At 63.3% G+C, this 14,099-nt stretch carries 12 protein-coding genes; 6 read left to right on the top strand and 6 right to left on the bottom strand.

Annotated features, from left to right (window positions below; translation table 11 throughout):
- Positions 1 to 146 precede the first annotated feature (146 nt).
- Both FWD29_08490 and nusA read right to left on the bottom strand, forming a co-directional pair.
- Positions 147 to 431, bottom strand: a complete 285-nt coding sequence (locus FWD29_08490; GenBank protein ID MCL2803967.1) for a YlxR family protein — start codon at positions 429 to 431, stop codon at positions 147 to 149.
- Between the two features lie 101 nt (positions 432 to 532).
- A complete protein-coding gene (gene nusA / locus FWD29_08485; GenBank protein ID MCL2803966.1) occupies positions 533 to 1,639 on the bottom strand; it encodes a transcription termination factor NusA in 1,107 nt (368 codons plus the stop codon).
- Between the two features lie 119 nt (positions 1,640 to 1,758).
- On the opposite strand from nusA, the gene FWD29_08480 reads away from it, so the two are divergent.
- Positions 1,759 to 2,676, top strand: a complete 918-nt coding sequence (locus tag FWD29_08480) for a hypothetical protein (GenBank protein ID MCL2803965.1) — start codon at positions 1,759 to 1,761, stop codon at positions 2,674 to 2,676.
- Positions 2,677 to 2,857: 181 nt separating this feature from the next.
- Here the strand turns inward: FWD29_08480 and FWD29_08475 are convergent, their stop codons facing one another.
- From FWD29_08475 to ispG, 3 genes are all read right to left on the bottom strand, one after another.
- Positions 2,858 to 4,657, bottom strand: a complete 1,800-nt coding sequence (locus FWD29_08475; GenBank protein ID MCL2803964.1) for a proline--tRNA ligase — start codon at positions 4,655 to 4,657, stop codon at positions 2,858 to 2,860.
- A 212-nt stretch (positions 4,658 to 4,869) separates the two neighbouring features.
- The gene (locus FWD29_08470) at positions 4,870 to 5,763 is read right to left on the bottom strand and encodes a GNAT family N-acetyltransferase (protein ID MCL2803963.1); all 894 of its coding nucleotides are present in this window, start codon (positions 5,761 to 5,763) and stop codon (positions 4,870 to 4,872) included.
- A 3-nt stretch (positions 5,764 to 5,766) separates the two neighbouring features.
- On the bottom strand, positions 5,767 to 6,816 hold the full coding sequence (gene ispG, locus FWD29_08465; protein MCL2803962.1) for a flavodoxin-dependent (E)-4-hydroxy-3-methylbut-2-enyl-diphosphate synthase: 1,050 nt from the start codon (positions 6,814 to 6,816) through the stop codon (positions 5,767 to 5,769).
- 311 nt (positions 6,817 to 7,127) lie between these two features.
- Here ispG and FWD29_08460 point away from each other — a divergent pair, with 311 nt between their 5' ends.
- Both FWD29_08460 and FWD29_08455 read left to right on the top strand, forming a co-directional pair.
- Complete coding sequence (locus FWD29_08460) at positions 7,128 to 7,445, top strand: ferredoxin family protein (protein ID MCL2803961.1); 318 nt, start codon at positions 7,128 to 7,130, stop codon at positions 7,443 to 7,445.
- A 283-nt stretch (positions 7,446 to 7,728) separates the two neighbouring features.
- Positions 7,729 to 9,033 carry a citrate synthase gene (locus tag FWD29_08455; GenBank protein ID MCL2803960.1) on the top strand — a complete coding sequence of 435 codons (1,305 nt, stop codon included), beginning with the start codon at positions 7,729 to 7,731 and terminating at the stop codon, positions 9,031 to 9,033.
- Between the two features lie 460 nt (positions 9,034 to 9,493).
- Here FWD29_08455 and FWD29_08450 read toward each other — a convergent pair whose 3' ends face one another.
- Positions 9,494 to 10,069: an acetate uptake transporter gene (locus FWD29_08450; GenBank protein MCL2803959.1), complete on the bottom strand. Its 576-nt coding sequence runs from the start codon at positions 10,067 to 10,069 to the stop codon at positions 9,494 to 9,496.
- Positions 10,070 to 10,398: 329 nt separating this feature from the next.
- Between FWD29_08450 and FWD29_08445 the strand changes: the two genes are divergently transcribed.
- The 3 genes from FWD29_08445 to FWD29_08435 all read left to right on the top strand — a co-directional run bounded on the left by FWD29_08445 (position 10,399) and on the right by FWD29_08435 (position 13,592).
- Entirely contained in the window at positions 10,399 to 10,707 is a 309-nt protein-coding gene (locus FWD29_08445; GenBank protein ID MCL2803958.1) for a helix-turn-helix domain-containing protein, read from the top strand.
- Positions 10,704 to 12,053 carry a type II toxin-antitoxin system HipA family toxin gene (locus FWD29_08440; GenBank protein MCL2803957.1) on the top strand — a complete coding sequence of 450 codons (1,350 nt, stop codon included), beginning with the start codon at positions 10,704 to 10,706 and terminating at the stop codon, positions 12,051 to 12,053. Before FWD29_08445 ends, FWD29_08440 begins: the two co-directional genes overlap by 4 nt.
- A 273-nt stretch (positions 12,054 to 12,326) precedes the next feature.
- Positions 12,327 to 13,592, top strand: a complete 1,266-nt coding sequence (locus tag FWD29_08435) for a DUF4143 domain-containing protein (GenBank protein ID MCL2803956.1) — start codon at positions 12,327 to 12,329, stop codon at positions 13,590 to 13,592.
- The last annotated feature ends 507 nt before the right edge of the window (positions 13,593 to 14,099 follow it).

Here is a 14,099-nt window from a genome sequence, read left to right as displayed (position 1 = left end):
TTTTGCACTTTGCTCCTGTCTTGGCTCGTCCCAAGGCAGGGGCGAGCCGTCTAGTTAGGGGTCCTCATCTCGGGGCACTCATTGCGTGTCCATCGTTCTTCCACCCGTTCTCAACTGACGGTTTTGTTGTTCCAGCCACCGCACTGTCAACCAGGACTGCCCGCCGCCTGGCCTTCGACCAGCTGGTCAAGCGCGCTGGCGTCGACCGCACCGGTTAGGCGCAGGGCACGCACAAAGGCTCTCCGGCTGACCGCTTGGCGCAAGCATTGAGGCCTGGGGTGCACCCAAGCACCCCTGCCCTCCAGTCGCGCGGCGCCGTCGACCACCAGGACGTTTGTCCCGGTCACGGTCTTGGCCACCACGCGGACCAGTGCGGTGTTCGGGTCGCGTCCCCGGCAGCCAACACACATCCGCCACACAGTAGAAGCCATCAGCACCCTCAGGTGGGATCAGTTGTCAGCGCCGAAACCGCAGCCCGGCCGCGGAATAGTCTAGCCCAAGGCAAGGCCGTCTGCTTTTATCGGCTTTGCCCCTAGTCAGGGGGCGACTTAGGAGCCGGTTCCGTTTTGGCCGCCGGCGCAGCCAAAGCCGCCGCCGCTGGCTGACTGGGGCCAGCGGCATCGGCCGCCTTGGTCCGCCCGGCCGGGGCACCAGGCGCGGCGCCGCCTTCTGGCCCCACCTGATCGCCGCGGATGTCGATGCGCCAACCTGTCAGCTTGGCCGCCAGGCGGACGTTTTGGCCCTCGCGGCCAATCGCCAGCGACAACTGGAAGTCCGGCACCACGGCTCTGGCGGCCCTGGCTCTCTCATCGAGCACCGTGACCGAATTGACTCTGGCCGGGGACAGGGCTGCGGCCACAAACTTGGCCGCGTCTTCAGAAAAATCGACTATGTCTATCTTTTCGTCACCCAGCTCGGCCATGACGGCCCTAACCCGCGCGCCCATTGGGCCAATGCAGGCGCCTTTGGCGTTAACCCCTGGCTGGGTCGCTTTGACAGCGATTTTGGTGCGGTGGCCGGCCTCGCGGGCAATCGAGGCGATTTCGACCCGGCCATCGGCCACCTCCGGCACTTCCAGGGCAAATAGCCGTTTGACCAATGAAGGATGGGACCGTGACAGCGTGATTGAAGGTCCTTTCAAGCCGCGTGTGACATCCAACACCAGCGCCCTGATGCGCTCGCCGTGCGGGTAGCTTTCGCCCGGGATCTGCTCGTGTGGTGGTAGCAGTGCCTCGACGCCACCTAAGTCGACCTGGACCATGCGGGGGTCGCGGCCTTGCTGTATCACCCCGGCCACGACATCACCTTCGCGGCCCTGGAACGAACCGAGCACTTGGGCGTCCTCGGCCGTGCGCAGGCGGGCCACGATGACCTGCCTGGCCGTGGCCGCCGCCACCCGGCCAAAGCCCTTTGGGGTATCTTCCCATTCGCGGTGGACCAAACCGTCTTCGCCCAGCTCTTGCGCCCAGACCGTGACGTGGCCGGTTTTGCGGTTCAACTCAACCCGGGCGGCTTGGGCGGCGCCCGGCGTGCGCTCGTAGGCCAGGCGAAGGGCCTGTTCAATGGCGGGCACCAGGACATCAAGGGGAATCTCGCGTTCGCGTTCCAGAGCTCTAAGCTCTGCCATGTTGATATCCATATTTGCCTCCCAGGACGCCGCACCGGACGCCCTCTCGGTTCCGCCCCGGTGGGTCGAGTCTATGGCACTGCCGCGCCCCTGACACCCTTCCGCGGCCAAAGCGTGCGAGGATGACGGCGATGAAAACCCTCCTTAGGCGCGTGGGGCCTACCCGTCGCACTTTGGCGGGCAAACCTAGCCTGATCGTGGCCTTATTGGTCGCCGCCGGTACCTGCCTTGGCGCCTGCGCCACCGGATCGGCGATTCTGCCGCCGGCGCCAGACCAAATCGAAGACGATTTCGCTCTAGCCGTGACCGCTTTGGCCTCACAGGCCGAGGCCTGCAACGACGATCCGCCGGAAGGCTTCAACAGCGCCGGATTGGAGCTGCTGGCCTCTCACGCCGCGGCCTGGGCGGAACAATTGGGTCAGGCTGACTTGGCCGGGCCAGCCAGCTGCGACCTGGACCTGTTGGTGCTCAATTGTGGGCGGGCCGGCACCTTGGGTTTGCGTTTGGCCGCCAGTAATACGGCCGATGCCGCCTCTTTAGTCGCGATGCAACGCGCGCTGAGGGTGGACCTGGCTTTGACGGCCGGTCTGGGCCGGATGAAGGCCGGTGAGGTGCCAGCTTCGCCCGAGCTGACCGGGCTGTTTGGCCTTGATCCGGAGCTATTGACTGACCTGGTCCTGGCCGAGGACCAGGCCGGTTTCCTGCAGGAGTATTTGGCGGCCAATTCGCCTTTGACGGCCGAGGGCACCGAATCACCAGAGCGGGCCAAACTGGTCGCCTCAGCTCAGCTCCACCGCCTCAGGGCCGCATCGCTGACCCAGGGGCTGGCCAGGGCCGAGGCGCCCGACCCACGCCAGCCGGCCTATCAGATTGAGCGGCTGAACGGCGACTTGACGGTGGCACTGGCTGCGGCCCGGATCGAACTGACCTTGGCCAGCCACTACACCGCCCTGCCCTACGACTTTGGGGCCGAGGACCTGATCACCTGGCAACTGCTGGTGGCCCACAGCTGGGGTGCCGAGCTGCCGCCCTGGCCCTTTGTCTCCTGACATCATCCCGCCACCCAAACCGCAGCCCCGTCCGCCCGCGAGATCGAGCTTTGGCATGAACTGCCTCTTGACCAGCCCAAATAGCGCGACACCGAGGTCCTGCACGACCGACTATGCGAAAGCTCGCCTCTCGCGGGTTAAGGCTGGTCAGCGGGGGGGTTTTTCGAGTTCCGGCTGACTTTCAGGCGAGTGCGGCGGTTACTAGGGAGCTGAGTTCGCTCACCGCATCGCCCAGCGGCAAGTCCTGGACCTGGCCGGTGGCCCGGATCCGCAATTCGACCAGGCCGTCTGCCAGGCCCCGGCCAACTACCAAAATGAAGGGCAGGCCCAGCAGTTCGGCATCGGCAAATTTGACCCCGGCCGAAACCTTCAACCGGTCGTCATAGAGCACCTCGATGCCCAGGGCTTCTAGTTCACCGGCCAGGTTAGAGGCAGCGGCGAAAATGGCCGGATCCTTGCCCGTGGCCACTAGGTGGACCAAAGCCGGGGCCACTTGGGCCGGCCACATCAGACCGCGCTGGTCATGGAAGGACTGGGCCAGCGCCGCCACCGTGCGACTAACCCCAAAACCGTACGAACCCATGGTCACAGTCACCAGCTTGCCGTTCGGGTCAAGCACGCGCAGGTCAAGGGCCTCAGCGTATTTGCGTCCAAGCTGGAAGATGTGACCCAGTTCGACCCCCCGGGCCAGTTCGAGCGGGCCAGAACCATCCGGCGCCGGGTCGCCGGCCAGCACCTCGGCCGCTTCGACCACCGCTTGTACCGGTGCATCTTCGCCCGGCCCAGCGCTTTGCCCGGCGGCCAGGAAGTCCCGTCCCGCCACCAGGTCAAAGACGTGGTGCCCGGCCTGATTAGCTCCGGTCACCCAGCTGGTCCCGGCTACCACTCGAGGATCAAGCAGGTAGTCGATGGCGCCGGCTGGTCCGTTCAGGCCCAGCGCCTGGGGACCCAAATAGCCACGCACCAGTTCTGGATGGGCTGCGAAATCGGCCTCAGTGGCCGCCTCAACCTCGGCTGGATGCAGGGCCGCTGCCAGGCGCACTAGGTCGACCTCGCGGTCACCGGGCAGGCCCACGGCCAGCAATGACCGAGTCTCATCTGGCTGTACCACCGCCACCACGACGTTCTTGAGCGTGTCACTGGCCTGCCAAGGCCGGTCGGCTCTGGGGTAGAGCTGGTTGGCTTGGGCCAGCACCGTTTCGATAGTTGATGCGTCAGGGGTCGCCTCGACATGCGCGGCCGGTAGCGAGGCCCAGTCGCGCGCCGGTGGTGGCGTTGTCGTAACAGCCTCGACATTGGCGGCATAGCCACCAGGCGAACGCACAAAGGTATCTTCTCCAGCCTCGGTTGGATGGAGGAACTCCTCACTCCTAGACCCGCCCATGGCCCCGGATTGGGCCGAAACCACAACCACATCCAGCCCCAGGCGTTCAAAAATGCGGCAGTAGGCGCCGCGCTGCGCCTCATAGGCAACTGACAAACCGGCATCGTCCATGTCGAACGAATAGGCGTCTTTCATGATGAACTCGCGCCCGCGCAGCAAACCGGCCCGCGGCCGGGCTTCGTCGCGGTACTTGGTCTGGATCTGGTAGAGCACCACCGGCAAGTCTTTGTAGCTCGAATACAGGTCTTTGACCAGCAGAGTAAAGACCTCCTCATGGGTTGGAGCCAGCAAATAGTCAGACTCTTTGCGGTCCTTCAGGCGGAACATATTGGGCCCGTAGTCCTGCCAGCGTCCGGTTGTCTGGTAAGGCTCGGCCGGCAACATGGCCGGGAAGTGGACCTCCTGGGCGCCAATTGCATCCATTTCTTGGCGCACAATCGCCTCGACCTTGGCTAGGACCTTCAAGCCCAGCGGCAGCCAGGTGTAGATGCCGGGGGCGGCGCGGCGGATGTAGCCGGCGCGGACCAGCAGTTTGTGTGAGGCGACCTCGGCCTCAGCCGGGTCTTGGCGCAGCGTGCGGACAAACAACGAGCTCATTGACAACACGGGCTCAAGGTTACACAGGCGGGTCCAACTGCCCGCCGGTCAGCTAGAAACGCCAGGGCGAGGCTGATTGCGAGGCCAGGCGCCAGGCCCAAGCGAGCGGATTAGTAGGAAGGCCGGGTCTGAGCACCTGGCCGGCGCGTGGATATTTGCGAAGTTGCTGCCGAGCGCGGCCATGGCCAGCTGACCAGAAGGTTCAAGCGTCCCTAGAACATGATGGTGGCGAAGGTGCCGACCTGTTCGAATCCGACCCGGCGGTAGGCGGCCACAGCCGGAATGTTGAAGGAGTTGACGTAGAGCGATAGCCGGGGTGTCCCCCTGGCTCTGGTCTGGGCCACGACGGCGGCCATTCCGGCCTTGGCCAGACCTTTGCCCCGAAGGGCTGGGTCGGTCCAAACCCCCTGCACCTGGGCAATATCCCCCAGGACGGCGCCCAGATCAGCCTTGAACTCGACGCCTTGGCCTCCTTCAGCCATTCGAACGTAAATGGCTCCGTGGGCAACCATTTGCCGGACAAAGGCGTTGTATGTGCCACTTGGGCCCGGCGGCGGGACACCAAGCTCCTCGGCGAACATGGCGGCGGCAGCGGGGATAACCTGGTCTGCCTCATCCGGCCGAGCCAGCCTGACTCTTGGGTCAGCCGCCACCAGTGGCGGGCCGGAAATCTCCATCAGCAGCTGGTTTGACCAAATGTCCCGGGCCTGGCCCCAGCCTGGCCGCAGGATTTGCCACATGGCCATTACCGCCTCAGCCGGGCCCACTATCGAGGCGCATGGCCGCTGGCCAAGCCCGGCGGCGTGGCGGGCCAAGGCCTGGGCTTGCTCGGTGTTGGCGCCGACCGGCATAAGGTTGGCTCCACTCCAGGCCAGTGCCCTAACCCGGCGGTGCTCGTCAATTCCGCCGGCCCTGATTGGCCCGGCGGTGATGGCCCAAACTTCGCCGGCCGGCAAACGACCCGACTGGCGGTCGAGGATTCGGGCCCCGGCCAGCACTCCGCTGGGACCGGCCTGCCGGCAGAATTCGATCGCCGCGGCCAGCTGGCTCAGCCGCAGAACCCGCAGCTTCAGGCGCGGGCGACTGTTCCTGACAACAATCGACACGCTTCAGTCATCGCCCAAGAACTGGGCGGCCATGGCCCGGGCTTGTTCTACCAACACCGGCACAATCTCCTCCTCCGGCACGGTTCTAACGACCTCGCCCCGCACCACCAACTGGCCCTTGCCGTTTCCGCAGGCCACACCCAGATCGGCTTCGCGTGCTTCGCCGGGCCCGTTGACGACACAGCCCATTACGGCCACGCGCAGCGGCGCCTTGATATCGCTTAGCGCCGCCTCGACCTGCTGGGCCAAGGTGACAACGTCGACCTGGGCCCGTCCGCAGCTGGGGCAGGAGACAATCTCGAGCTGGCGTTGGCGCAGGCCCAGCGATTGCAGTAGCAGCGTGCCGACTTTGACTTCTTCGACCGGCGGAGCGGAAAGCGAGACGCGAATTGTGTCGCCTATCCCGGCCCTCAACAGCGCGCCAAAAGCGCCGGCCGATTTGACCGTGCCTTGTAAGGCTGGTCCGGCCTCGGTCACACCAAGGTGTAGGGGCCAATCGCCTTTGGCTGAGAGCAGTTCGTAGGCCTTGATCACGACTACCGGGTCGTGGTGTTTGACCGAAATCTTGAAGTCGGTGAAGCCGTGTTCTTCAAACAGCGATGCTTCCCAGATGGCGGATTCAACCAGGGCCTCAGGGGTGGCAGAGCCATGCTTTTGCAGCAGGGTCGGCTCAAGTGAGCCGGCGTTGATGCCGATCCGCAGTGAAACCCCGGCTTGGTGGGCGGCCTTGGCGATTGCGCCAACCTGATTGTCGAATTTGCGGATGTTACCCGGGTTGACCCGAACAGCGGCGCAACCGGCCTCAATTGCGGCGAACACATACTTTGGCTGGAAATGGATATCCGCAACCACCGGGATGGTCGAGTGTTGGGCAATTTCTGCCAGCGCATCGGCGTCGTCTTGAGTTGGCACGGCGACGCGGACAATGTCGCAACCGGCCGCGGTTAGTTCTCCAATCTGTTGGAGGGTGGCGCTGACATCAGCGGTCACGGTGGTTGTCATTGACTGAACCGAAATCGGAGCGCCGGCGCCTACCGGCACCTCGCCCACCATGATGCGGCGGGTCTGACGGCGCGGCCAAGGGGCTTTGATCTCCTCAGGCGGGTCGGGTGAGGACGTCACCCGCCAATTATCCCAGTTAGCCCCGCCGTGGCCCGGAACCGTTGGGCAAAACGTTCCCAAAGCCGCGCGCTTCGCCGGTCGACCACAACTGATCCTCCCCCGCCCGCCCAGCTGATGTAGCAGGTCACGCTGCCGGGCCACAACGTTGCTGGACAACAGCCGGGTGGAACAGAAGCTGGTGTCAAACTTCCAAGCGGTCAGTGGTGTCAGGCCAGCGCGGTGAGGTCGTAGGATGGTCCACCGTGACTTATGTGATCGCCCAGCCATGCGTTGATGTCAAAGACCGGGCTTGCGTCGATGAGTGCCCTGTGGACTGCATCTATGAGGGCGTTCGTTCGCTCTACATCCAGCCTGACGAGTGTGTCGACTGTGGAGCCTGCGAACCTGTCTGCCCAACCTTGGCTGTCTTCTACGAGGACGACCTGCCCGAGGAATGGAGCGGGTACCTCAAGGACAACGCTGATTTCTTCAATGACTTGGGCTCTCCCGGAGGCGCCTACAAGACCGGTGAACAAGACTTTGACGCCCCGCTGGTAGCGTCGCTGCCGCCACAGGTCTAGGACCCTAGCCAGGTCGCCGGCCGCCGGCCGGCCGCAGCCACTGCCTTAGAAGCCGGTAAAGCAGCTGGTCAAGCCGCGAATCCTGGTTCCTCCTGGCCATTTCTGCCAAAGCGGTCACCTGGGGCAGGTTTTTGTGGCCCTGACCTGCACCGATAAAGCTGCCTAGCCAGCAGGTGCGCGAATCGCCCCCAGGTAGGGCATAATCACTTGTAAAAGGCGCAAATTGCCATGACCCCAGGGTCTTTCAACGTCCCGTCCGCAACGAAGAGGAGAGTGCACATCGATGGCTGCCAAGAAGAACCTACCTCCCGTCAGCCTGAAGGTTGGCGAAAATGAACTTGGCCTGGATACCGTCCAGGCCGCGCAAGGCAACGATGGCATTGTCGTTGCACCGCTGATGCGGGATACCGGGCTAGTCGCGGTTGACCCCGGCTTTGTTAACACCGCGTCGTGCTACTCGGAAATCACCTTTATTGACGGTGACAAGGGTGTGCTGCAGTATCGCGGCTACCCGATCGAGCAGCTAGCCGAGCAGTCAACGTTCCTGGAGGTAGCGTGGCTGCTGATGCGCGGCGAATTGCCGAACAAGGATGAGCTGGAGGCCTTCGAGGCCCGGGTGGACAAGCATATGTATCTGTCGGATGACTTCCGTCAGATTTTCTCTGTGATGCCACGCCACGCTCACCCAATGGCCACCCTGGCCGCTGCCGTTACCACAATGGCCGGCTTCTATCCCGAGTCAATCGACCCGCTGGACCCCACGGCGGTCAACCTCGCCACGGTGTTGTTGATGGCCAAGATGCCAACCATGGTCAGCTACATTTTCCGCCGGGCCCAAGGCAACGCCCTGCTGTATCCGAACCACGGCGAGAGCTATGTCCAGAACTTCGCTCGCATGACTTTCCAGTTGCCGGGCGAGAAGTTCGATGTACCCGACGCTTTCTACAAGGCACTCGAGGTGCTGCTCATTCTGCACGCCGACCACGAGCAGAACTGCTCAACCTCAACTGTCCGCTTGATCGGTTCGGCTCAGGCCAACCTGTACATGTCGATCAGCGGCGGCGTTGGGGCCCTGTCCGGCCCGCTGCACGGCGGCGCCAACGAGGCTGTGCTCAACATGCTGGCCTTCATTCGCGACAACAACATTGACCCCCAAGACTTCATGACCAAGGTCAAGAACAAGGAGGGCGGGGTCAAGCTGATGGGCTTTGGCCACCGGGTCTACAAGAACTACGATCCGCGCGCGGCCATCGTCAAGAAGAGCGCCGACGCGGTGCTGAAGGAACTCGGCATCAAGGACGAACTGCTCGACATCGCCTACGAGGTGGAGCAAGTCGCCCTAAACGACGAGTACTTCATCCAGCGCAAGCTCTACCCGAACGTCGACTTCTACACCGGCATCATCTACCGGGCCATGGGCTTCCCGCCCACCATGTTCACCCCGCTGTTCGCCCTGGGCCGCCTGCCCGGGTGGATTGCGCAGTGGCGTGAGGGCATCGAGGATCCGGCCGGCAAGATCGGCCGTCCGCGCCAGATTTACACCGGCTACACCTCGCGCGACTACGTGCCAGTAGCCAAGCGTAAGTGAGCCCACCTCTCCACTAGGAGACGCGAAAGGGGCGGGGCCTTGGGGTCCCGCCCCTTTGGTTTGCCGCGGGCGGCCTGGCTGAGCTGATGCCAATCTGCCGCTACTAGGAGCCGAAGACAAACTGGGGCGTCGTTACACCATAACTCCTCATCGAGTGGTGTAGTTACATCGTTTCGGCTACTCAGCTCCAAGTAACCGCCCAGGTTAGAGGTTTGCTTCAGCGACCAAAACCCGAGTAACGACACCACACGATTGGGCGAAACAGCGTAACTGCCACATTCGAGGTGAGGGCCGGCCAGCGTCATAGGCTGGCCAAGCGGCAGGACCTGGCGGCATCCTAGTCCGCGAGGTCGGGGCTTAGCAGCACCAACCCCGCGCTCGACTCAGCCAGCGCGGGTTTGGCAGTACTCACCCGGTGCTCGACTCAGCCAGCGCGGGGCAGAGCAGTCGAGCTTATCCGTCAGCCCAGCGGCAGGATTTGGCGGCCGTGCTCCCCGTTGATGATTTGGGCGAATGCGTTGTAGATAGCGCTGGCGCCGCACAAAATGCCCCAATAACCGACTGCGTGGCCAAAAGCGGCCTCAGTTGTGTTGGTGAAGTGGTCGGCAGCCAGACCAAAGAACAGCACAGCCAAGGTGAAGAAGACCACCTGGGTGGCGCGGTTGTGGGTCAGCGTGCCAATGAACATGGCGGTGGTGAAGAAGCCCCAAAGCATGAGGTACCAGCTAAACGAGGTGTTGGCGCCGTCTCCCGCAGCCAGGACCAGCGGGTCCTTCCAAATCAGGACCAGTGACCACCAGAACAGGCCGTAGGCCGTAAAAGCAGTGCCGGCAAAAGTGTTGCCGCCCTGGAATTCAAGAATTCCGGCAATGATCTGAGCCAGACCGCCAAGCGCGATCCCCATGGCAATGATCGTTGGAGTGTTGGCCGTAAAGCCAGCGTTGTGGATGTTCAACAATACGGTGGTCATGCCGAAACCAAGTAGCCCCAGCGGGCCAGGATTCGCCTTGATTGCCTTCTCCGTCGCAGTTGACATGAGGGTGACTCCGTTCTGTAGTTTTCGTCTCTGGCAAGGTGTTAGGTTGTCGGTCCGACGACCTTGTCGATAGTCCTAGGGCAAACCTAACCCGCCGCGCCACCTGCGGCAAATCGTAGAGGTTCTTGGCCCGTTTTCGCCCGGGACTAGCCGTTTTTGTTGAGGCAAGGGCCCGTGTCCGCTACAGGCCCGGCTCTTCGGCAGCATCAACAGCCAGGCGGTGGGTCCAGGCGGACGATCCCACTCATCCACGAACGCCGTAATTACTCGTATTTGAGCGATTAGACCGTTGTTGCCCTTGAATCCGGCAATTCTGATAGATTATGTCTATGGCCAGGTCGACCTTGGAATCGCAGCAGGAGCTGGGCCGCCAAGCCCGTGCCCTTCGTATCGCTGCTGACCTGTCACAAGAAGACCTGGCCGATGTTGTTAGTACTTCGGTCAGCAGCATCCGCCGCCTCGAGGCCGGGGGGTCGGTGTCACTAGCGACCCTGGTGGCCGTGGTCCGAGCGCTCGGCCGTGAGGACTGGCTAGACCAGCTCGACCCGCACGGGCACGGCCCCTCGCCGCTTGAGTTGCTGCGCCAACGCCGTGGCCAGCCGCCCCGGCGTCAAAGGGTCTCCCGGAGGCGTAGGTGAGCTACAGGCCAGTTGACATTGTCGAGGTCCGAGCCTGGGGCCAGCCCATCGGCGCCCTGGCTTTGGGCCCTTCGCGTCACTATGTCTTTGAATTCACGCCCGAGGCGGCCCGGCACAGGCTGGACCTCTCACCCCTGCTAATGCGCCCGCAGCCAAACAACAGGATCTTCACCTTTCCTTCGCTGTCGCTGGACACCTGGCTGGGCCTGCCGCCAATGCTGACCGATTCGCTGCCAGATGATTTTGGCAACGCCCTAATCGACGCCTGGATGGCACGTGAAGGTGTTGGCCGCGACCAAATCACCGCGCTGGACCGGCTGGCCTACCTCGGCTCGCGTGGCATGGGTGCGCTGGAGTTTGTCCCCGACACCGGCCCCAGGCAAACCAGGCCAACCGCGATTGACCTATCAGAGTTGGTTGTGGCCGCCCGGGCGGCTGTGCACGGATCGCTAATCGACGATTCCCAGGCCAGCGCCGCGCTGCAACAGATCATCAACGTCGGCACCTCTGCTGGCGGGCAGCGAGCCAAGGCCATTTTCAACTTGGACCCAGTGACCAGGGAGATTCGCTCAGGCCACTTGCCGCCGGCCGCCGGCTTTGAGCCTTGGCTGTTGAAGTTCGATGGGATTGGCCGTGACCAGCAGCTCGGTTCGACCGAGGTCTATGGCCGCATCGAGTACGCCTACTCGATCATGGCTGGGGCGGCCGGCATCACCGTGCCCAAGACCGACCTGTTGGAGGAGAGCGGCCGGGCGCATTTCATGTCTCGCCGTTTTGACCGGGACGCTGACGGTGGCAAGGTTCACATGCAGACCCTGTGTGCCATGGCGGCGGTCGACTTTCGCCTGCGCGGCGCCAACGACTACGCCCAGTATTTCGCATGTGTTGATGAGCTCGGCTTGTCCGATGACGCCAAGACAGAAGCGTTTCGACGGGCGGTTTTGAACGTAGCGGCCATGAATTGCGATGATCACTCGAAGAACTTCGCCTTTCTCCTGCCCCAGGGTGGACAGTGGCAGCTGGCACCGGCCTACGATGTCACCTTTGCCTACAACCCCCGCGGGGTCTGGACCAATCAACACCTGATGGGCGTGGATGGTCGCTTTGCGGAAATCAGCCGGGCTGACCTGCTGGCGCTGGCTGACCGCTTCGCCATTCCTCGCGCCGCATCGAGCATCAACGCCGTGTTGGACGCGGTGGATTCCTGGCCAGTGTTCGCTTCAGCCGCAGGTTTGACGCCCAAGCAAACTGACGTCATCGGCCAACAATTCCCCCTCGCCGCTCTGCGCCCCGCCCGGCCAAGGCGCTCCAGGCCCGTCCGCCATGAAGCTCCCGATCACCTGTGAAGCCAACCTCGCCAGCGAGGCTGGCCATTCCGTTGCCCGCGCTGGGCTCAATGCGAGTTGGGGCAGCTCTCGCCCTAGTTTGTAGATCTGCGCACTCAGGTTTGTAGATCTGCGCACTTAGGCTTATAGACTTTCGCACCTGGACGAGGAGGCCCAGATTGTCAGGCCTGCGGCCGCGCCACTCACGTTTGGCTCGGCTTGACGCCTCTTTTTGGTACAGTTTCCGCGCCCTTTTTGGTCTAGTTTCGGCACTCCTTTTGGTATAGTTGGCCTGTGGAAACTGAAGGCAAGTACCGGCCGCGCCTGGTCGACGCCGAGCTAGCTCAGATTATGACTGGTCTTGGCGCTGTGGTCGTGGAAGGGCCGCGGGCCTGCGGTAAGACCTGGACGGCCACCAACCTGGCTTCAAGCCGACTCGACGTTGACGTTGATCCAACTGTCCAAGTAGCCATGGAAACGGATCCCGCCTTGCTGCTGCGCGGGCCGGTGCCGCGACTGCTGGATGAATGGCAGCTGCGGCCCGAACTGTGGGATCTGGTACGCCGCGAGGTCGACGCTCGCCAACTCCCTGGACAGTTCATCTTGACAGGCTCGGCGACTCCTACCGAGACGGCTAGAACCCACTCCGGGGCCGGCCGTTTTGGCTGGGTCCGGATGCGACCAATGTCGTTGTGGGAATCCGGCGACTCAACCGGCCAGGTCCAGTTGCAGGACCTGATCGAGCAAAACGCCATTGGAGCTGACCTGGACCAACGGTCGGTGGGCGAGATGGCCCACCTAATTGTCCGTGGTGGTTGGCCTGAGACAGTTGGCAAGCCTGCGACAGCCGCGCGAGCCTTCGCGAGCAGCCATCTGCGGGCTCTGTCCGAGGTCGATTTGTCCAGGTTCACCGCGCGGCAGCGTGACCCGGTTCGTGTGCGGCGGCTGTTGCGTTCATTGGCCAGGGCGGAGTCGTCCTCAACCTCCGTACGGGCCATTGCGACGGACGTTGGCCAGAGCGCGGATCAGACGATTTCGCGCAGCACAGTGATCGACCATTTGCACGCCTTGGACCAGCTTATGGTGTCGGATGATCTGCCCGCTTGGTCAGCGGCATTGCGCTCCCGAGCCACCCTGAGAACCGTGCCAGTGCGCCATCTGGCGGACCCATCGCTGGCGGCAGCCGCCCTCGGGGCTGGCGTAGAAAGGCTAACCGGCGACCTGAACACCCTGGGGCTGCTCTTCGAATCGCTGGTAATCCGCGACCTTCGGGTCTACGCGCAGGCGCTTGGCGGCGAGGTGTACCACTATCGCGACTCAAATGGCCACGAAATCGACGCGATCATTGAGCTTGCCGATGGGTCTTGGGGCGCCTGTGAAATCAAGCTGGGCACGCGAGCAACCGAGCGGGCGGCAGCCTCGCTCGCGGCCGCCGTCGACCAAATCGACACCAAGGTCACAGGTCCACCCGCCTTCATGGCGGTGGTTACGGGCAGCGGGTTCGCAGCGCGCCGCGCCGATGGCGTCTACGTGGTTCCAATTGGAACCTTGCGCCCGTGAGGTTGTCCGAGCCTCTTGGCCCCAGCAAGCCCTGTGAGCTGGCTGGGGTGGCGTCTCAACGAACTGATACGCCATGCCGCTGACGACTCCTCACTCGGTCCCGGGCGGGCCAATTCCCGTTCGCTGCACTCCGCCCGTCTCGACGCCGGCAGCAAAGGCCAGAGATCCAAGAGTGCTTGAAGGTTGAGACCCGGCGAGCAAGGACTCATCATTTGTCTAACGGAATCGCCGGGCCCAAAGGTGTATTCGACGAACAGCACCGCCTCGTGGTCGGTGCGGAAAGTGCCCTCCAGCGTCTCGCTCCCACCGCCGCACCTTGGTGACCAAAGCCGCGCCAAGTGCGGTAGCCGGCATCGGCCTGGGCGAATGATGCGAAGCCTCAATCTGATATGTGGTGTGGTTTGTCAAGTGGGCATGGGGCGATGGCGTGCCCGCCCGGGCTGACGGACACGCCACCAATTGTGGTCTAGGTGGGCTTGGCCTGGATCTCAGCAGTCAGATCATCGA

It is taken from the genome of Micrococcales bacterium (assembly GCA_009784895.1).
GTDB lineage: Bacteria > Actinomycetota > Actinomycetes > Actinomycetales > WQXJ01 > WQXJ01.
This window is presented reverse-complemented; position numbering and strand designations above follow the sequence as displayed.